General features: G+C 39.8%; 14 protein-coding genes. 5 read left to right on the top strand and 9 right to left on the bottom strand.

Going from position 1 to position 20,252, the window contains the following annotated elements; all coding sequences use genetic code 11:
• Positions 1 to 205 precede the first annotated feature (205 nt).
• A complete protein-coding gene (locus tag E4F24_RS13415) occupies positions 206 to 949 on the bottom strand; it encodes a GntR family transcriptional regulator (RefSeq protein ID WP_235891231.1) in 744 nt (247 codons plus the stop codon).
• A gap of 295 nt (positions 950 to 1,244) precedes the next feature.
• On the opposite strand from E4F24_RS13415, the gene E4F24_RS13410 reads away from it, so the two are divergent.
• Positions 1,245 to 4,409 (top strand): GH92 family glycosyl hydrolase, encoded by a 3,165-nt coding sequence (locus E4F24_RS13410; protein ID WP_140939620.1) that lies wholly within the window; start codon positions 1,245 to 1,247, stop codon positions 4,407 to 4,409.
• 27 nt (positions 4,410 to 4,436) lie between these two features.
• On the opposite strand, the gene E4F24_RS13405 is transcribed toward E4F24_RS13410, so the two are convergent.
• Positions 4,437 to 6,593 (bottom strand): cation:proton antiporter, encoded by a 2,157-nt coding sequence (locus E4F24_RS13405; protein ID WP_140939619.1) that lies wholly within the window; start codon positions 6,591 to 6,593, stop codon positions 4,437 to 4,439.
• A gap of 107 nt (positions 6,594 to 6,700) precedes the next feature.
• Positions 6,701 to 7,918, bottom strand: coding sequence for an ABC transporter permease (locus E4F24_RS13400; protein ID WP_140939618.1), 1,218 nt, complete (start codon positions 7,916 to 7,918; stop codon positions 6,701 to 6,703).
• Positions 7,919 to 8,013: 95 nt separating this feature from the next.
• Here E4F24_RS13400 and fmt point away from each other — a divergent pair, with 95 nt between their 5' ends.
• A complete protein-coding gene (fmt, locus tag E4F24_RS13395; RefSeq protein ID WP_140939617.1) occupies positions 8,014 to 8,934 on the top strand; it encodes a methionyl-tRNA formyltransferase in 921 nt (306 codons plus the stop codon).
• A gap of 8 nt (positions 8,935 to 8,942) precedes the next feature.
• On the opposite strand, the gene E4F24_RS13390 is transcribed toward fmt, so the two are convergent.
• Complete coding sequence (locus E4F24_RS13390) at positions 8,943 to 9,146, bottom strand: helix-turn-helix domain-containing protein (protein WP_140939616.1); 204 nt, start codon at positions 9,144 to 9,146, stop codon at positions 8,943 to 8,945.
• Between the two features lie 300 nt (positions 9,147 to 9,446).
• On the opposite strand from E4F24_RS13390, the gene E4F24_RS13385 reads away from it, so the two are divergent.
• The 3 genes from E4F24_RS13385 to E4F24_RS13375 all read left to right on the top strand — a co-directional run bounded on the left by E4F24_RS13385 (position 9,447) and on the right by E4F24_RS13375 (position 15,681).
• Positions 9,447 to 10,307 carry a sigma-70 family RNA polymerase sigma factor gene (locus E4F24_RS13385; RefSeq protein ID WP_079642450.1) on the top strand — a complete coding sequence of 287 codons (861 nt, stop codon included), beginning with the start codon at positions 9,447 to 9,449 and terminating at the stop codon, positions 10,305 to 10,307.
• 181 nt (positions 10,308 to 10,488) lie between these two features.
• Entirely contained in the window at positions 10,489 to 13,296 is a 2,808-nt protein-coding gene (locus E4F24_RS13380; RefSeq protein ID WP_140939615.1) for a S9 family peptidase, read from the top strand.
• 195 nt (positions 13,297 to 13,491) lie between these two features.
• Positions 13,492 to 15,681, top strand: a complete 2,190-nt coding sequence (locus E4F24_RS13375) for a glutamine synthetase III family protein (RefSeq protein WP_140939614.1) — start codon at positions 13,492 to 13,494, stop codon at positions 15,679 to 15,681.
• Between the two features lie 93 nt (positions 15,682 to 15,774).
• Here E4F24_RS13375 and E4F24_RS13370 read toward each other — a convergent pair whose 3' ends face one another.
• The 5 genes from E4F24_RS13370 to E4F24_RS13350 all read right to left on the bottom strand — a co-directional run bounded on the left by E4F24_RS13370 (position 15,775) and on the right by E4F24_RS13350 (position 20,250).
• The gene (locus tag E4F24_RS13370; protein WP_140939613.1) at positions 15,775 to 16,074 is read right to left on the bottom strand and encodes a septum formation initiator family protein; all 300 of its coding nucleotides are present in this window, start codon (positions 16,072 to 16,074) and stop codon (positions 15,775 to 15,777) included.
• 64 nt (positions 16,075 to 16,138) lie between these two features.
• On the bottom strand, positions 16,139 to 17,437 hold the full coding sequence (eno, locus tag E4F24_RS13365; protein WP_140939612.1) for a phosphopyruvate hydratase: 1,299 nt from the start codon (positions 17,435 to 17,437) through the stop codon (positions 16,139 to 16,141).
• Between the two features lie 698 nt (positions 17,438 to 18,135).
• Positions 18,136 to 19,236 carry a glutamine-hydrolyzing carbamoyl-phosphate synthase small subunit gene (carA, locus tag E4F24_RS13360; RefSeq protein ID WP_140939611.1) on the bottom strand — a complete coding sequence of 367 codons (1,101 nt, stop codon included), beginning with the start codon at positions 19,234 to 19,236 and terminating at the stop codon, positions 18,136 to 18,138.
• A gap of 238 nt (positions 19,237 to 19,474) precedes the next feature.
• A complete protein-coding gene (locus tag E4F24_RS13355; RefSeq protein ID WP_140939610.1) occupies positions 19,475 to 19,678 on the bottom strand; it encodes a YwbE family protein in 204 nt (67 codons plus the stop codon).
• A 2-nt stretch (positions 19,679 to 19,680) separates the two neighbouring features.
• On the bottom strand, positions 19,681 to 20,250 hold the full coding sequence (locus tag E4F24_RS13350) for a hypothetical protein (RefSeq protein WP_140939609.1): 570 nt from the start codon (positions 20,248 to 20,250) through the stop codon (positions 19,681 to 19,683).
• Positions 20,251 to 20,252 lie beyond the last annotated feature (2 nt).

The raw sequence follows: 20,252 nt of genomic DNA, 5'->3' as shown, positions 1-20,252 counted from the left end.
AGGGAGAGCACCTTTGCAGGAAATTGATATACACACCACAATAGGGCAATAAGAGGTTTATATCCGATGAGACCGACTTTCGCTACACCTATCGGTACTCGGTCATTTTTATACACCAGACAAATGCACCGAACAAACCGCAACACACAAGTCAAATATACGCACAGACGAACACGCGTCGATCTATCTAAATAGGGAGGAGGGATTACTCCCGACGACTTTCAATAGTATAAGTAAAACTATCCGCTTTATAATAACCTAGATTGTATTCGATGAGACGCTCTGCCGCATCATAAACAAAGCGTTTGCGCAATAATATCGCACTACCTTTTTCCGTTTCCAGTTTCTTGGCCATAGCATCATCAGCCAGGATAGCACTAATCTCTTCTTTAGAAATATAGGCAACGGTATTATGTTCCTTTTCTAAGATTTCGTATAGTGGCTGTTTAAAATCCTCTTCACCTGTCATACCGATACGGGGATGGAAGTAAGACTCAAAATAAACGAAGGGACCTTCTTGCCGACCACGCAAACGGACAAGCTTGAGCACTTTACGTCCACTTTTCAGATCAAAAAAATTAGCGATCTTCTGATCGGGATAAACCCAACTGATATGCAATTCAAAATTTCGAATAGGTATACCGCGAGCTTCCATTTCCTGCGAAAAACTCAACCAGTTTTTGGATTTGGAACTGATAGACTGTCCCGTTGCCACACGAGTACCCACCCCCTTTTTCCTAACCAACAGCTCTTCATAAACGAGCTTATTGATCGCCTGTCTTAATGTAGCTCGAGAAATAGCAAGCTCTTTCGCCAAGTCAACTTCATTGGGCAGTAGTTTCCCCTCCTGATACTCCGGAGCTTCAATCAGCTTACGCAACAGATTTTCCGCTTGTATGTATAATGGTATGGGACTTTGGTGATCTATCTTAAAATTCAATTTTGCCATATCAAGTGAAATAGTAAACCAATTTAAAAATTAATTTGGATTTTACAGAAAAGAATAAATACATTTCTATGTACATACAAAAATAAACTAATTTATCTCACAAAAAAGACACGCAAGCACACCTTTAATGACAGACCTGTATTTGCTCCGGTGTACTGGTGGAGTTTGCACTGTACACGCGCAACATCACGTCACCGGTGTTGTGGCACAGACCTCCATGGATCACCTTGCCAAAAAAATAAAAACCGATAATAGCATATTTCTTTATTACTTAATATATTCTTAAATTAGAAAAATGATAAGGATTTTTTTTAGCACTATTATTGCTTGTACGCTCGCTGTTTTGATATACAGCTTCAAAACACCTAACACGAAAGTTATTTGGCAGATTGGAGCTCCGGACGGCAGTGCCAAAGAATTTGCTCTTGCCGAAGGCGATCATACCAAATTTCTGGATCATGATTTTGGATGGGAAGACCGTTTCTATATGGTAGGAAAATCAAATCCCAAACAGGACTTTCCGTATATTTTACCAGGCCCGGCCGATACATGGGGAGGCACAAGTGGTACGGCAGGTATCCGATCGCATGTGCTGAATATCCTTTTTCGCATGCGATCCGTACCACAACAAGGTGAATGGAAACTAGTCATAGATATTTTGGACACCCATAAAAGTCAACCGCCCTATTTTAAGGTAACGGTCAATGGGCAATCGTGGAAATTTGTATTGCCTCGCGGAGGAGGAGACGAATCTCTCCACGGAGACTACAGCAAAACGATCAAGCAGACCTTTGAAATCCCATTAAAAGCGAGTATGATAAAAAATGGGGGGAATGAGATCAACCTGACAAATCTGGAAGGGTCCTGGCTCATTTTCGACGGCATACGGTTGGAAGGGCCGCAAAACGCGACATTGGACGAAGATATCGGAAAAGCCTACCTCCGTAAAGTAGAAGTGGCAAATTATCAACTTCAAGACACCAGGACTCAACCCTTATTGGTTGATATAGAACACCTGGAGGGTACACCGGATGTCAGGGTAGAAGTGGACGGAAAAACGATCCTCAAACAAACCTTGGAGCAAGGTCGTTATATTTTTGAAGCACCTATGCCTGCTGTATTATCCGAACAAAAGAGTCGCTATAAAATTTCAATTAACAGCAAAACAGTTGACGAAGGCATTGTCATCCGTTCCCCGAGAAAAATCGCCAATGCCGCAGATTACATCGACACCCGCATGGGGACGGCACATTCGCGTTGGATGATTGCTCCCGGCCCCTGGATGCCCTTCAGCATGGTCAAGCTAAGTCCGGACAACCAGAATCCGGGCTGGCAGTCGGGCTATGATCCGGTTTACGAAAGCATCGGCACATTCAGCCATATCCACGAATGGACGATGGCCGGATTAGGAATCATGCCTACACACGGAAAGCTAAAAACCAAAATAGGGGATCAATCCATCTTTAAAAAAGACAGCACCGTTTATCGTTCCTCTTTTGACAAAGCCAGTGAAGTGTCCGATGTAGGCTATTATAAAGTGGAACTTACCGATTACGGAATACAAGCCGAATTGACCTCTACAACACGTTGTGGTTTCCAACGTTATACCTATCCCAAAGGCACAGACTCCCGTGTGATGATCGACCTGAAAATTCCGGCAGAATATAATTACGACATACTGGATAGTAAGATTACCCGGATAAGTAATCGCCGCATTGAGGGATTCAGTAAACAACAAACGAGACATGTTTGGTCGCAGGATAGCGATCAGGATTATATCATTTTCTTCGTCATCGAATTTGATCAGGATATGACAGGCTTTGGTGGATGGATCAACGATGAAATCATATTGTCAAGCGATGAAATTACCGCCCAACGACCTGAAAGCTTGGGCTATTTTGCCACTTTCGACACCCGGAATAATGCTGTTATACAGGTACGTTCCGCAGTTTCCTACGTAGATATAGAAGGTGCCCGAAAAAACCTTGAAAAGGAGGTCACACAGCCATTTGGATGGAATTTCGATGCGGTACGGGAATACAACCGCCAGACCTGGAGTGACATACTTTCCCGTGTGGCCGTCCACACGAACGATCAACGGGAAAAAATGCGATTTTACACCAACATGTATCGTGCATATTGCCGTAATACCTTCAGCGATGTGGATGGGCGTTGGGTAGATGCAACCGAGCAGATCCGGCAATTTGACGATCCGGATGCTGTTGCCTTGGGCTGTGATGCCTTTTGGAACACATTTTGGAACCTCAATCAACTTTGGAATCTGGTTACTCCCGAGTGGTCATCGCGTTGGGTAAAATCCCAATTAGGAATGTACGATGCCAACGGCTGGTTGGCCAAAGGCCCTGCTGGAATGGAATATGTTCCGGTAATGGTTGCCGAACATGAGATCCCCCTACTGGTCAGTGCTTACCAAATGGGCATACGGAACTTTGATATAGAAAAAATGTTTGCCGCTACTAAAAAGATGCAGACCACACTCCCGGAAAGCATAGGTAACGGACTTGCAGGTAATCGTGACTTGGCCGCTTACTTAGAACACAAGTACGTACCAGCCGATAAAGGCCGATTCTCCAATACATTGGAGTATTCCTTCGATGATTGGACGGTAGCACAGCTAGCTAAATCACTCGGGAAAGAAGTAGATTACCAACTATTTAAAGACAGGGGTAATTGGTGGAAGAACGCTATCGATCCGGAGATCGGTTACGCGCGGATACGCTACAGTAATGGCGAATGGGAAAAAGATTTTGACCCCTTTAAATCAGGAGGTAATATACAATACGTAGAAGCAAATGCCTGGCAGATGACCTTCTTTGTACCACAAGATGTGCCTGCATTGGCAAAAATTATCGGAAAGGACAGATTTATCGAACGCCTTACCTGGGGTTTTAAAGCCAGTGAACCGTTACGGTACAACGCACCGGGAGATCAGTACTGGGATTATCCAGTCGTGCAGGGCAATCAGCAATCCATGCATTTCGCCTTTTTATTTAACTGGGTGGGCCAACCTTGGCAAACACAAAAGTGGAGCAGATCTATTATCGATCGCTACTACGGGTACGGGGTATCCAATGCCTATTTGGGCGATGAGGATCAGGGGCAGATGAGTGCTTGGTTTGTGATGTGTGCATTGGGGCTGTTTCAAACCGACGGAGGTACCCGCCATGAACCCATTTATGAAATCGGGAGCCCGATCTTTGAACGTGTCGACATCCATCTTGGCGAGCAGTACGGCAGGGGCAAACGGTTTACCATCATTGCAAAAAACACGTCCAGAACAAACCGCTATGTACAACAGGCCCATCTCAATGGAAAACCCCTGGATAATTGGTGGTTTCCGGCTTCTGAACTACTAAAAGGCGGGCAGCTGGAGTTGGAAATGGGCCCTACACCGAATCCCTTATGGGGCGCTGATGCACAACCTCCCATAAGTGACTAAATAGAAATATATAAACAAAAAAAACTATTACTTATCTCTACCAAACATATTACCTATTTCCCTGCTTATCTTCCTAAATATCGGTGCAGTTTGAATATCTTCATACTCATCGATATGAAGATTCTCACGTCTACTCGGAAATACCAATATTAAATTTTGATTCTGATAATAACGTTCTACCCGTTTTGCAAGACCGTCCAACGAATCCCTGTAAGACACCTCTCCATTTCTGGAAGACACGAATATAAGGAGCGAATCCGAATTGGAAAAAGTAGCAAGCCCATAAATATCATCCCAATCTTCATAATTTTCAAAAGAACAAGGTACGCTGTTATTTAGTCTATCCAGCATACTGTCTAATGCACTTTGTGTACGTAGATTACAAACAAAAGAAATAGGAAGAGACAGCTCTCGCGACAATTTCAACATTTTCTCCATCCAAAATTCAAACCCCATTTCCGACTCCGCCAGAGGAGGTACAAAAATAGTAATCAATTTATTTAAGATAAATGGCTTATCAAGGCGGCACATGAATAAATTCGTATCTGTTCTGTTCAATATACTTTCTGTCTTTTCACCAACTATTTTCTCGACAAAACTCGCCGCACTAGGCCACCCCATGATCAGACAGTCTGCAAAAATTTCCCTTGAAGCATTACTGATACCACCGGCTATATTATAGTTTATTTCCGTAATTAACTCCACCTCCGTTTCCGCACCCGATGCGTACATCGCCATCTTATCCAGATTCTCCCGCGCCGTCACTTTATTTCTTTCCCCTTGTTCCATATCTGTTACCACACTCAAAATATGCAACGGATGGGGAGATTTTTTAGATTTAATCAGTGTTGCAAAGTCCAATATAGGTTCCATCTTATCCAAATTGGCGATAGGAATTAAAATCCGTTCATCATTCTCTTGCACATGTTCAACATGCAGCTCGTCCTGATATCCTTCCAATACCACCTTTTTAGAGGCATTTTCCGTTACTAACGAAGCAATTATACAGGTAAAAAGGATTAATACAATTGTACCGTTCAATACATTCTCGTCTATCAACTTACTGTTGTAGCCCACCATGATAATGGCCAATGTAGCCGCGGCATGTGCATTGCTTAATCCAAATATTAAGTTCCGCTGGCTTTTGGAATACTTAAATGCGAATTGAGTAGCTGTTGCTGCAAAAAACTTCCCTAAAACAGCCACCAATGTCAAGGTACCCGCAACGATAAGTGCAGTAGGCCCTTTTGTCAACACACTCACATCCACAATCATCCCTACAGAAATAAGGAAAAAAGGGATAAATATAGCATTTCCGATAAACTCAATGCGGTTCATCAAAGCCGAAGAATGAGGAATCAGTTTATTAAGCGCCAGCCCTGCGACAAAAGCACCAATAATATGTTCAAGACCTGCAATTTCCGCCAGGAACGCTGCAAAAAACACCACGGCCAGCACAAATATATAGTGTGCAGTTTTCTCTCCTTCTATCCGTGAAAAAAACCATTTTGCAACTCTAGGAATCAGTCCAAACATGATAAAGAGAAATATCGCAAAAGACACCCCCAGGGTAACCCAGAATTCCGAACCTATATTACCTTGATGTACCCCCTTTATAACAGCCAATATAATCAAGACAGCCGTATCAGTTAGTATCGTACCCCCGATTGTAATGGCTACAGCCTCATTCTTAGAGATCCCATAGCTCGTTACGATCGGATACGAGACCAGGGTATGCGTTGCAAACATACTGGCGACCAAAACACTAGGCAACAAACTATATCCCAGAAAGTAATAACAAACAGGAAACCCGATAGATATGGGAATAATAAATGTCAAAAATCCAAATAATGCACTTTTATTTTTCGTTTTCTGAAATTCGTTCATATCCAATTCCAGCCCGGCGATAAACATAATATACAAAAGCCCGATGGTCGAAAATAAATCTATCGCATCTACGCCCGTCATATTAACAGCCTGCTGGTCGATCTTTGACAACCAATTCAATCCATGAGGACCGAGGATAACACCAAATAAAATAAAACCAATAATACCCGGTACTTTAATAGGCCGAAGAATAATCGGGGAGAGTAATATAATAAACAGGACAAGTGCAAAAACTAATACAGGATTAGTCAGAGGTGTTCTAAATGCATCACTTAAATGATCTAAAAAATTATTCATACAAAGCTAACTATTTTAATACGTTACGGATCCATCACCCTAAAAATGCAGAAATATACAAAAAATTCAGCTTTCTCCGTAGCGCCCGAGTCGTTAATCGAGGTAGATTATTTAAATTGAATGGTCTTAATAGGTGAAATCCGAGATATCAACATCGAAGGAACGTACAGGGCAATCAATGCAATAAGGACGATCCCTATGTTCAAAAGAACCACATCATACCAAGCTATGGACATGGGAACATATTCAATATAATAAATCGATGGATCCAGTTTAAAAAACTTGGTATTCGTTTGTAAAAAATACAAACCCATCGTAATGATATTACCAATAATCAATCCATATCCGATGAGATAAATGGAATGGTAAAGAAATACCTTTCGGATTTGCCTGTTCGCCATACCTAGTGACTTCAAAATACCTATCATAGAAGTACGTTCCAATATCGAGATGAGTAACGCCGAAATCATATTGATGATCGCCACGACCACCATCAGCACAAAAATAATATCATCGTTCATATCCAGCATCTTCAACCAATTAAAAACATCTGGAAATTGTTCAATAATATTTGTTGCTTTTAACGCTACAGGCAATTCTTCATCAACCGCAACGGTCGTTTGCTCTATATTGTCAAAATTCTTAATCCGCACTTCATAAGCACCCGCATCAGCCGTACCCAAGTTATTAAGCTTCCTGATTAAGCCCAAAGACCCAATTACATACACCTTGTCTAATTCTGCTGAATTGGTCTGGAAAATACCTTTAATAAACATTTTCCGTTTACGGATAGGCTTCTGAACAAAGTACATGATAAAGTCGTCACCTACTTTTAGATTCAATCTGTCGGCCAATAGCTTGGAGATTAATATCTCCGTGTCCGAATCAGGGTTCACAAAGCTTAAGGTATCACCGGCAACTAAGGTTCGGGCCAGAAAAGATTGATTATAGTTCTTGTCTACCCCTTTCAGCAATACCCCCTCCACTTCGCCGTCCACGTTCATAATCCCTGCTTTTGTCGCAAAAGGCACTACGTCGACTACATTGGGGAGTTGTACAATTCTGTCCAGGTTTTCCTGTGAAAGAGAAATAGGCGAATTTTCATACGAGTCATTAAGATCATTTTTAGAAATGATCACATCACTAAAAAAACCTCTTTGCTTAGCCGTTACCTCATCTTTAAATCCCCGCAAAATCGCTACAGAAAGTATAATAGCAATTACAGCCAGCGCTAAAGCACCGATAGTCACCCTCACGATCAACTTCGAGAAAGTTCGATGTCCTTTAAACACGATTCGCTTTGCGAGAAAAAATGGAAAATTCAAGCTTAAATTAAATTTGTAACTTCGCAAAGTTAATAAAATTTGCCACTTAATAAGTGCAATTGTCAATCACGATATAAAGACTAATTTTCAGATATATGAGAATAATTTTCATGGGTACTCCTGATTTTGCCGTAGCTTCTTTAAGCGCACTACTTGCGGCAGGCGAAAATATAGTTGCGGTTGTAACGCCCCCCGATAAACCCGCCGGAAGAGGTCAAAAACTGCATCAATCAGCTGTAAAGATATTTGCCGAAGCGAATAATCTCCCTGTATTGCAACCTGAAAAATTAAAAGATACCGGGTTCATCGATACGTTAAGATCTCTTAAAGCGGACATCCAAGTCGTCGTTGCATTCCGGATGTTACCCGAAGTCGTATGGAATATGCCCCCTTTAGGAACCATAAACGTACATGCCTCTCTACTTCCGCAATATCGGGGGGCTGCTCCCATTAATCATGCTATTATCAATGGCGAAAAAGAATCTGGGGTAACCACATTTCTTCTCCAACATGAAATCGACACCGGCAATATCTTATTATCAGCTAGCGTAGCCATTGATGAAAATGACAATGCAGGCTCGCTACACGACAAATTAATGAACGCAGGTGCTAATACCTTGATTAAAACTATCCAGGAATTGAAATCAAATACGCTACAACCTATCCCTCAGCAAGATATTATAGAAACACAGCTGAAACACGCCCCTAAGATATTCAAGGACGACTGCCTTATTGACTGGAATTCCGACATTCAAACCATTTATAACAAAATAAGAGGCTTGAGTCCCTACCCCGCGGCATTTACCTATTTAGACAAAAAAGTATTAAAAATTTACATCGCGGAAAAAGAGGAGAAAAATAACACACTCCAACCCGGCACGTATGACACAGACGGAAAGTCATACCTGAAATTTTCAGGCAGCGATGGATTGCTATCGATTAAACAACTCCAGATAGAAGGAAAGAAAAAAATGTCAGTAGAAGAATTTTTACGGGGTTATCGTTTTGAAAGTTAATCTAACTACTAATCTTCGTAAACAATAATGTCACCCGGTTGGCAATCCAGCGCTTTGCAAATAGCTTCTAACGTACTTAATCGAATCGCTTTCGATTTTTGATTCTTTAGAATGGAAAGATTTGACAAGGTGATACCAACCCGATTACTAAGCTCATTTAAAGACACTTTCTTCTTAGCCATTACTTCATCCAAACGTATTTTGATACTCATAATTTCTAATGTAACATAATTTTAATCTAATTTAGCATTTATTGCTCACATTTAAAACAATTCTTGATCTAAAAGGTTTTCAGAGATATAAATATTATTCAAAGGAAAATAACAATAAAAATAATACAAAAGAAACAATGGAAATTTTAAAATATGGAACGGTTTTTGACAACAGCCAGACATCCCCACAGCCTTGATAACAACCTCTAAATGAGTTAATAAATTACACATTCTTTACAAAAAGAATGGAGATATTTTAGTATTTTTGCAAACATTTCAAGAATGAAGTAATATAAATTAATGAGACAGCTCAAAATTACACAATCGATCACGAATCGTGAATCACAATCTTTAGACAAATACTTACATGAAATCGGTAAGGTAGATTTAATTACAGCCGAGGAAGAAGTTATCTTAGCTCAACGGATTCGCGAGGGAGATCAGGTGGCATTAGAGAAGTTAACCAAAACCAACTTACGTTTCGTAGTATCAGTTGCCAAGCAGTACCAAAATCAAGGCCTTACATTAGGAGACTTGATCAATGAAGGTAATTTAGGTCTTATCAAAGCAGCTAAACGTTTCGACGAAACCAAAGGTTTTAAATTTATCTCTTATGCTGTGTGGTGGATTCGTCAGTCTATTTTGCAAGCTATTGCTGAACAATCACGTATCGTACGCTTACCTTTAAATCAAGTAGGTTCTTTAAGTAAAATCAGCAAAGCTTTCTCCAAATTAGAACAGGAATACGAACGCGAGCCTTCTCCAGAAGAATTAGCAGATATCCTAGAGACAACCGTCGATAAAGTTTCGGATACATTGAGTAATTCAGGTAGACACGTATCAATGGATGCTCCCTTTGTACAAGGCGAAGAGAATACACTATTAGATGTATTGGAAAACTCCGATCCAGACACAGATAGTTCATTAATTGACGAGTCATTATCCGAAGAAATCAAACGTTCTTTATCAACTTTAACAGAAAGAGAAAGAGAGATCATCGTGTTATTCTTTGGACTTGGTTCAAATCACCCATTATCACTTGAAGAAATTGGTGAGAAATTTAATTTAACGAGAGAACGTGTACGTCAGATTAAAGACAAAGCTTTACAACGTCTACGCCACACTTCCCGCAGTAAAATTTTAAAATCTTATTTAGGTTAATTGATATTAACCACATAAAAGGAAAAGCGCCAGACAACATCTGGCGCTTTATTTTTTCCGGAAGCATTCATCTTCAATCGACATTGAGAAAGGGTTTAATACTATAAAATCTGTGCCAAAATTGTTATACGTATATTACACGAATATAACTAAATTTGGGTACACACAATTTATCGACGGCATGTTACAAACAAAACATCTTCTCACAATTGCACTTGCTACAATTACCTTTATTTCCTGGGCTCAAAAAAAACCCTTGGATCATTCGACCTACGATACCTGGCAAAGTATCACAAATCCGGACATCAGCAGCAGCGGATCGTATATATATTATAGCATTTCACCACAAGAAGGTGATGTTACAACCGAATTTAAAACAAAAAAGAATCAATTAATTACACGTATTCCCCGCGGCTACCATGTCACCCTCACCCACGATGAAAAATTTTTGATAAGCTTAATAAAACCGTTGTTTCAAGAAATCAGGACAGCAAAGATTAAAAAGAAAAAACCGGAGGAAATGCCCAAAGACTCTTTGGCTGTATTTGATATAACAACAAAAAACACCCTAAAATTCAACAATATAAAAAACTACAAAGTTGCCCGAGAGTTCCGTCACAACCTGGCATTCATTCAAGAAATAGAAATACCTGCTACAAAAGATACACTTTCTGCCGCTGACAAAAAAAGTAAAAAGAGCGAAAAAGAAAACAGACTTGTATTATACAACTTATCCACCGGGGATACCTTACAATTCAGGAATGTCGAAAATTACCTGTTCAGTGATGATGAGACATATCTTATATGGAATAAAAAAACAGCAGAAAAAGACAGTTCGGATGCAGACGGTTTATACCTTTACAATATTGCAGCAAGACAACTAAAAAAAATATCTGCCGGAAGAGGTACATACAAGAATTTCACATTCGATGACGCATCCAGGCAATTGGTATTTTTAGCTGACAAAACCCCTGCAAAATCGCTTCGAAAAGATTTCAACTTATATTATTATACGCCCAATCTAGATACAGCGATTATCATTGCAAGCAAGACCTCTTCTACTATCCCCAATAATTGGCACATATCCGGAGATGCCGGTCTATCCTTTAGCGAAAATGGTGAAAAATGCTATTTTGGATTAGCCCCCATTCCACAGATAAAAGACACCACATTAGTGGAGTTCGAACACGCGAAAGTAGATATATGGCACTGGCAAGACGACTACCTCATGACGCAACAATTGGCCAATCTAAAAAGAGATCAATCAGCCAGTTACCCCGCCGTCTTTCACATTGCGCAAAAGCGAATCGTTCCGCTCTTAGACGACACCTTCAATCGCATCTCTTTTACAGACAGCGGAAACGAAGAATGGGGATTGGCAACGACAGATCTGGGCAACCGTATCGCAGGGCAATGGCAAGGCTATACCTTGAATGATATCTACGCCGTCTCCACACAAACCGGCAGCAATATACCTGTAAAAACAAAATGGAACGGGTCCAGCTTTCTTGCGCCCAGCGGACAACATATTATTTTATTTAATAGAGCCGAAGGCAATTGGTCAAGCTATAATATCTCAACCGCCGAAACCATTCCACTTACTCAGGATATAGCGACCAGCTTTACGAATGAGCAAAACGATGTACCCGCCCGGCCCGGAGCCTATGGCATAGCCGCGTGGAGCACAGACATGCAGGGCGTATATATTTACGACAGATACGATATCTGGTATTTTTCATTTGATGGAAAACAGCGTCAGCTTATCACAAAGGGATTTGGCCGAAATAACAAAATAACACTTCGGTTGATTGAGTTCAAGGAAAATGATCCGCGTGCTAAAACAGTGACAATAGATCCACAAGCCAAGTTATTTTTATCTTCTTTCAATGAACGGAGTAAACAAAACGGCATATTTCAATTGGATTTAAAGAAAGGAGATTTAAAGGAAATTATTCAATCCCCATTTACATTCAGACAATTTGCCGCGAATAAGAAAAAAGACCAGATCATTTATACAAAAGAAAATTACAATCAGTCACCCGATCTATATCTTACTAAAGATTTCAACAATGAAACTAAACTATCTGCGATCAATCCGCAGCAAGAACAATACAATTGGGGGACTGCCGAACTCGTAAAATGGGAAACACCAAGCGGAAAAGCGGCAGAGGGCATCTTATATAAACCCGAAAACTTTGATCCGACTAAAAAGTATCCTATCATCGCCTATTTCTACGAAACCCTCACCGAGGGACTCTATACATATCAAGCTCCGGCACCGACACCATCACGATTGAATATTTCATTTTTTGTCAGTAATGGATACTTGGTATTTGCTCCAGATATACGGTATGACAATGGTCATCCCGGTCGTTCTGCCGAAGAGTACATTAATTCCGGAATGCAATTTTTAGCTCAGGAATTTCCGTGGATAGACGCAAACAAGATGGGTATTCAAGGACAAAGCTGGGGCGGCTATCAGGTAGCACATTTAATAACCCGAACGAATGTATATACAGCAGCGTGGGCCGGAGCGCCCGTGGTCAATATGACTTCAGCTTACGGAGGAATACGCTGGCAGTCCGGAATGTCCCGTCAATTCCAATACGAAAATTTACAAAGCAGAATTGGACACTCCTTATGGGATAATAAAGATTTATATATAGAAAACTCACCCTTATTTTTCTTAGATCGCGTAACCACACCCGTCGCCATCATGCACAACGATCAGGACGGTGCAGTGCCGTGGTACCAGGGAATAGAAATGTTCACGGCATTGCGGCGATTAGGAAAACCCTCCTGGTTACTCAATTATAATGGAGATGGTCACAATCTGATGGAACGACAAAACAGAAAAGACATCCAAATCCGACAACTTCAATTCTTCGACCATTTTTTAAAAGGAAAACCGGCAGCAAGTTGGATCTCTAAAGGCGTTCCCGCTACAAAAAAAGGAATAGACTGGGGACTTACTATTGAAAATGATTAAATTTCAAAACAAAAAACACAAATAAATCAATACAAAAGGAAAAAAATAGAATATTTTTCATTTTTAAAGCCAATTTTTCATTAAAATTTTAAAAAAGTATTTAATTTATTAAAAAAAGTACCTATTTTTGAAATGAAATTTGAAGGGATATCAAATTCAAAACAAATACATCACGCATTATAAATAAATAATTAAATGTCTAACCTTAGATTTGAATCTGTAAAAGCTGCTTCTTCACGTCAAATCAACTCTGAAGAAAAAGTAGAGACAAAAAAAGCAACTACAATTTTTGGTAAAAATGTATTCACTATTGCTAAAATGAAGGATTACCTTCCTAAAACTACTTACAGGGAGTTAACAAAAGCGATAGAAGAAGGAGAGCAAATTACACGCGAAATAGCAGAGCATATTTCACAAGCCATGAAAGCATGGGCTCTGAATAATGGTGTATCTCACTATACACACTGGTTTCAACCTTTAACAGGTTCCACTGCTGAAAAACATGACGCATTCTTTGAACCAGATGAAAACGGTCAAGCCATTGAAAAATTTACAGCTGATGCACTTGTACAACAAGAACCGGACGCTTCTTCATTTCCAAATGGGGGTATCCGTAATACATTTGAAGCAAGAGGATATACAGCATGGGACCCTTCATCTCCGGCTTTCATTTATGAAACAGGTGCGGGTAAAACACTTTGTATCCCCACAGTGTTCGTATCTTACACGGGCGAATCATTAGACTACAAAGCACCGTTGCTTAAAGCAATCAATGCAGTAGATAAAGCGGCTACAGATGTTGCCCAATACTTTGATAAATCTATTTCAAAAGTAACAGCCTCTCTAGGTATTGAACAAGAATATTTTTTAGTAGACTTGTCATTATATAATGCACGTCCGGATTTACAACTGACAGGACGTACGTTGTTTGGACATATTTCTGCTAAAGGACAACAATTAGAAGACCATTATTTTGGAGCTATACCTGAGCGCGTATTAGCATTCATGGTTGATCTTGAAAACGAAGCCTTGAAATTAGGTATTCCATTAAAAACCCGTCACAACGAGGTAGCTCCTTCTCAATTTGAATGTGCTCCGATGTACGAGGAAATCAACCTCGCCATTGACCACAATCAATTGTTGATGAACTTAATGGAGCAAGTTGCCATCCGTCACAATTACAAAGTATTATTACACGAAAAACCGTATAGCGGTGTGAATGGTTCCGGTAAACACAACAACTGGTCATTGATTACCAATACAGGTGTAAATTTATTATCTCCAGGAAAAACACCTAAGAACAACTTGATGTTCTTAACATTTTTCGTAAATACGATCAAAGCCGTTTACGAACATGCCGACTTATTACGTGCCTCTATCGCGAGTCATTCCAATGACCACCGCCTTGGTGCCAATGAAGCACCTCCTGCAATTATTTCGATTTTCCTAGGCTCTCAGTTGGATGAACTATTGGAAGAAGTAGAATCTGCACGTATAGCTAAGAAAGTAAAAGCAGAAGCCAACCTATGGCATGGTATTCCAAAAATTCCGGAATTAAAACTGGATAACACCGACCGGAATCGTACTTCTCCATTCGCATTTACAGGTAACAAATTTGAGTTCCGTGCTGTGGGTTCATCGGCTAATTCAGCATTGCCAATGACCATCTTAAATGCCATCGTAGCCAACCAACTCATCGAATTCAAAATAGAGGTTGATAAGCAAATCAAAAAAGGCACGAAAAAAGATCTAGCCTTATTAAATGTAATCCGCAAGTACATCAAGGATTCGAAAGCTATCCGATTTGAAGGAAACGGTTACAGCGAAGAATGGGAGAAAGAAGCAGAAGCACGTGGATTATCCAATATCAAATCAACGCCTAAAGCATTAGACGTATACGTATCCGAAGAGTCACTAGCCTTATTTGAAAAACTAGGTATCTACACCAAACGTGAATCGGAAGCACGTCACGAGATCTTGTTAGAGAATTTCTACAAAAAATTACAGATCGAAGCGCGTGTTATCGGCGAAGTTGTAAGCAGCCAGATTGCACCAGCTTGTTTCACCTATCAAAATGAGTTAATTGCGAATGTAAAAGGACTGAAAGATCTAGGATTAAGCCCCGAATCTTACAGCTCTCAAATCAATTTAGTAGAGCGTATTTCTAAACATGCGAATACGGTGTTAGAAAAAGCAGAAGAAATGCGTCAAGCCCGTAAGAAAGCAAATGCTATCGAAGATACCCGCGAACTCTCTATCGCTTATGATGAAGTCGTAAAACCATATTTTGACGAGATTCGTTATCATGTAAACAAATTGGAGAAAATCGTAGACGATTCAAAATGGCCATTGCCAAAATTACGCGAACTATTATTTATTCACTAAGAATAGATCATTCCATAAAAAAAGTCCATTTTTCGAAATGGACTTTTTTTATATGAAGTAATACCCGATAAAGTATCCCGTCTGTTTTGTTATCTAGTTTTTTGAAGCAACTTCAGTAATCACATATACATCTTCGTTGTCCTTTTTCATTTTATATTTCTCCCGGGCTATACGTTGAATCTCACTTGGATTAAACTGTACATCCTTAATAGCTTTTTCGATATACGCGATCTCCGACACATAGAACTCTTTCTCCTTTTCCAATTTGGATTTTTCTTGGTAATAATTGTATTGCGCAGCAAAATCGTAGCGATCGAAGAAACACATCCATATCACGAAGGCGATAACAGCTAACAAAAACTTATTCTTAATTAAGTTGAGAAAACGTTCCATAATGTAAAGATAAAAAAAAAAGGGAAATGTTATCCATCTCCCTTTTTTTGTAAGCTCCGATTAACTATTTCTTCGGGGCATATTTAAAATCTTTTCCGATAAATTTAGCATTCGCGCCTAATTCTTCTTCGATACGCAACAATTGGTTATATTTTGCGATCCTGTCAGAACGAGAAATTGAACCCGTTTTAATCTGTCCACAGTTCAGTGCCACAGCCAAATCAGCAATAGTCGTATCTTCAGTTTCTCCGGATCGGTGCGACATTACAGAAGTATATCCCGAATTTTGCGCCAAAGAAACAGCATTGATTGTCTCGGTCAACGAACCAATTTGGTTTACTTTAACCAGGATTGAATTTGCCGTATCGTTATCAATACCTTCTTGAAGGCGTTTTGTATTTGTCACGAATAAATCGTCTCCAACCAACTGTACACGATCTCCGATTTTCTCTGTAAGTACTTTCCAACCATTCCAATCATCTTCGCCCATACCATCCTCAATAGAAATAATCGGATACTTTGCAGATAATTCAGCTAAATAAGCAGCTTGTTCTTCACTGGAGCGAACAGCACCTTTATCACCTTCAAATTTTGTGTAATCGTATTTACCGTTCACATAAAATTCAGAAGCGGCACAGTCTAAAGCCAAACAAATATCTTGACCCGGTGTGTAACCAGCACTTTTAATTGCCGTCAAAACTGTTTCGATCGCATCTTCCGTACCTTCAAATGTAGGTGCAAAACCACCCTCATCCCCTACCGCGGTAGACAAGTTTCTGTCATGTAATATTTTTTTCAATGCGTGAAATACTTCAGCACCCCAACGCAAAGCCTCAGAGAATGAAGGAGCACCAACAGGCATAATCATAAACTCCTGAAATGCAATAGGTGCATCCGAGTGCGATCCACCATTGATAATATTCATCATTGGAAGAGGCAATGTATTTGCATTCACACCACCAATATAACGATATAATGGCTGGTGACTTTCTTGTGCAGCCGCTTTTGCAACAGCTAAAGAAACACCTAAAATTGCATTCGCTCCTAAATTGCCTTTATTTTCAGAACCATCCAGATCGATCATGATCTTGTCGATTGTATTTTGCTCAAAAACATCAACACCTTCCAACGCGTTCGCAATCTTGGTATTCACATTTTCTACTGCTTTAAGAACACCTTTTCCCAAATATTTTGTCTTATCACCGTCACGTAATTCTACTGCTTCATGTGCACCGGTTGAAGCCCCCGAAGGAACCGCAGCACGTCCAACAAAACCATTTTGTGTAGTTACATCTACTTCAATAGTAGGATTTCCGCGCGAATCCAAAATCTGACGCGCATGTACATCAATTATTAAGCTCATTTCTTTCTTTATGGTCAATTAAATCCAATACCGTCTTAGTGTATTAACAACACTAAGTTAGCAAAAATTATTATTATTCCAAAAGTAGCAAATATTATTAAATTATTAACCAATCCCATGCGGTTTTTAGATATTATTATGATATCACTCAATATTGGAGTAAGAGGAAAATAATAAAAACGAAGGTTTATTTTAATCAAATTTCTTTTGTCGCTTAGCCCGCGACAGGGGCCTTCTTTTTTACCTTAAAAAAGAAGCAAAAAAGTCGTCGCTGTACCGGATCGACACGACGGTTCATCTTTCCTGCTATTGTCGACCCGCTAAGGCGACATTTGTCCAGTTTGTAAGGGTAGTGCATTTGTTATATTAATCTTATAATGCAGTAGCATTTAAAGGACGACCTAGGTCGATGTAGCGTTAAGAAAGCTTTTGGATTTGCGTTAAGAACAGATCCCCGAAGTGAAACGGCTTGGAGCTGTTTAGTAAATCCAAAAGCTTTTAGCGTAACATTGACCAAGTCTTGGGTTTTGCTTCTTTTGGCCAAGCAAAAGAAGGAGAGCCGCCCGCCGATGAGGGCAAAAAAGATGATTAAAATAAACCTTCCTTTAAAATCAATTTCCTCCAGAAGTCTCCCTTAATTCTAGCATAAAAAAGCCGGGCTTTTACACGGCCCGGCTTATTATTTCACTTTTAATATTTTAACCTTTGATCATCGACACAAAATCATCAAACAAATAGCGAGAATCATGTGGCCCAGGAGAAGACTCCGGATGATATTGCACAGAGAATGCTCTTTTCCCTTTCACACGAATACCTTCGATCGAATTGTCATTTAGATTAATATGCGTTACTTCTACTGCATCCGAGCTTTCGATATCTTCCCTTACCACACCGAAACCGTGATTTTGAGACGTAATCTCACATCGATTCGCAATGATATTTTTTACCGGATGATTAATCCCACGATGACCGTTAAACATTTTTTCTGTACGGATATCGTTCGCTAATGCCAAGATTTGATGACCTAAACAAATTCCAAACATAGGCTTATCGGCACGCAATATTTCTTTTACCGTACCGATCGCATAATCCATTGCAGACGGATCCCCGGGACCATTCGATATAAAATATCCGTCAGCACCCCATGCTTCCATCTCTGCAAAAGAAGTTTTCGCCGGAAAAACTTTCGCGTACACTTGCCTTGCATCAAAATTGCGTAAAATATTTTTCTTGATTCCTAAGTCCAAAACAGCAATACGTGTAGGCGCGTCCTCCTCACCATAGAAATAAGGCTCTTGTGTAGACACATGCGAAGAAAGCTCCAACCCGGCCATTGAAGGCACCTTAGCTAATTCCGATTTCAACGAATCCGAATCCAGATTTTCAGAAGAAATAATCGCATTCATAGCCCCTTTGTTACGGATATGACGAACCAAAGAACGCGTATCGATGTCAGAGATACCCACTAGATTTTCAGTCTCAAAATAAGTTTGAATAGATTCGTCCGCCATCTTCCGGCTATAGTTGATATTATAATTTTTACAGACCAATCCGGCAATCTGGATCTTTTTTGATTCCGTATCATCTTCATCAATCCCGTAATTACCAATATGCGCATTGGTCGTCACCATGATCTGCCCATAATAAGAAGGATCTGTAAAAATCTCCTGGTAACCGGTAGTACCTGTGTTAAAACAAATCTCACCTGTAGTGGTCCCTATTTTTCCGGCAGCTTTGCCATGAAATACAGTACCATCCTCAAGGACTAAAATTGCTGGTAATTTACTATAGTTGGTCATCTTTATATATATAATATTCTACTATCTTCTGTAATATCACGTTTAAAAATTAAGATACAAAAAAAGCCCAAACGGGCTATCAGTATCAGCAAATGATTTTTTCAATGTCGATATTAGACATGTTTTCAGTTGAGATCAAATTATAAACATCAATTTTCACGGGAGACAAAGGTACGAATTAAATTAAGAAGTGAAAATTATTTTTTTTCAAAAACGAACTCGTTTAAAACGTCAAATTTTAATCATCTTCTTCCAACACCTCCTGAACACGGCCTATCTGTCCATCTTGGAGACGCACTTTAATTCCCCTGTGGTGAAACGGGGCTGAAGTCAGTAAATCCTTTACAATACCTTCCGTCAAAATCCCCGTCCGTTGGTCTTTCTTTAGCACTATATTTACAACCATACCCGGCTTTATATTAGCTCTTGTTTTTCCGTCCATATCTATTTAAACATAATACCAACAGAAATATTAAAATGCTGGTGTTGAAAATCTCTATTATCCATTATTTTCTTTTCCGTGAGCTGTTGATACCCATATACAGCAGCAGTACTAATCCCCAATCCCGACTTTAAATTGTAAAGATAGAAAAAACCACCTTTAAACATAAAACCTCTATCGTAGCTCACGCCCAAATCAGGTGCATATCCCCCATTCACATAGACTCCAATGCTCGAATACTGCCCTACGATTCCAACAGGCAGACGACCGTCAATATAAATAGGCAACACACGCTTGCTATAAGAATACTCCTTTTGATCTTCTGCATAAGGATCATTCGTTTTATACTTACCATCAAAACCCTCATTACCTACTCCTAAGCCCAGGTATGCCCTATCATAATAGTTTCTCCCAAATACAAAGTGCATGGTGTACCCGTTAAAAGATCCTTCATACCCTTCATTCGCAAACCCCAGATTTCTTCCGCCCTGAATCAGCATATACGTACTTTTTTGCCCATATACCTGTCCAAAAAACACCATAGCTACTACCCAAAGTAAAAATTTCCACATAT

This window comes from Sphingobacterium lumbrici, assembly GCF_006476045.1.
GTDB lineage: Bacteria > Bacteroidota > Bacteroidia > Sphingobacteriales > Sphingobacteriaceae > Sphingobacterium > Sphingobacterium lumbrici.
The sequence above is the reverse complement of the archived record's forward strand: the minus strand, read 5'-3'. Positions and strand labels throughout refer to the sequence as shown.

What these genes read in the sequence shown, in the direction of transcription:
- fmt (WP_140939617.1), top strand. Translation starts at nt 8,014, where the DNA reads ATGAGAATAATTTTCATGGGTACTCCTGATTTTGCCGTAGCTTCTTTA.
- E4F24_RS13410 (WP_140939620.1), top strand. Translation starts at nt 1,245, where the DNA reads ATGATAAGGATTTTTTTTAGCACTATTATTGCTTGTACGCTCGCTGTT.
- eno (WP_140939612.1), bottom strand. Translation starts at nt 17,437, where the DNA reads ATGAGCTTAATAATTGATGTACATGCGCGTCAGATTTTGGATTCGCGC.
- E4F24_RS13385 (WP_079642450.1), top strand. Translation starts at nt 9,447, where the DNA reads ATGAGACAGCTCAAAATTACACAATCGATCACGAATCGTGAATCACAA.
- carA (WP_140939611.1), bottom strand. Translation starts at nt 19,236, where the DNA reads ATGACCAACTATAGTAAATTACCAGCAATTTTAGTCCTTGAGGATGGT.
- E4F24_RS13415 (WP_235891231.1), bottom strand. Translation starts at nt 949, where the DNA reads ATGGCAAAATTGAATTTTAAGATAGATCACCAAAGTCCCATACCATTA.
- E4F24_RS13355 (WP_140939610.1), bottom strand. Translation starts at nt 19,678, where the DNA reads ATGGACGGAAAAACAAGAGCTAATATAAAGCCGGGTATGGTTGTAAAT.
- E4F24_RS13370 (WP_140939613.1), bottom strand. Translation starts at nt 16,074, where the DNA reads ATGGAACGTTTTCTCAACTTAATTAAGAATAAGTTTTTGTTAGCTGTT.
- E4F24_RS13405 (WP_140939619.1), bottom strand. Translation starts at nt 6,593, where the DNA reads ATGAATAATTTTTTAGATCATTTAAGTGATGCATTTAGAACACCTCTG.
- E4F24_RS13380 (WP_140939615.1), top strand. Translation starts at nt 10,489, where the DNA reads ATGTTACAAACAAAACATCTTCTCACAATTGCACTTGCTACAATTACC.
- E4F24_RS13350 (WP_140939609.1), bottom strand. Translation starts at nt 20,250, where the DNA reads ATGTGGAAATTTTTACTTTGGGTAGTAGCTATGGTGTTTTTTGGACAG.
- E4F24_RS13390 (WP_140939616.1), bottom strand. Translation starts at nt 9,146, where the DNA reads ATGAGTATCAAAATACGTTTGGATGAAGTAATGGCTAAGAAGAAAGTG.
- E4F24_RS13375 (WP_140939614.1), top strand. Translation starts at nt 13,492, where the DNA reads ATGTCTAACCTTAGATTTGAATCTGTAAAAGCTGCTTCTTCACGTCAA.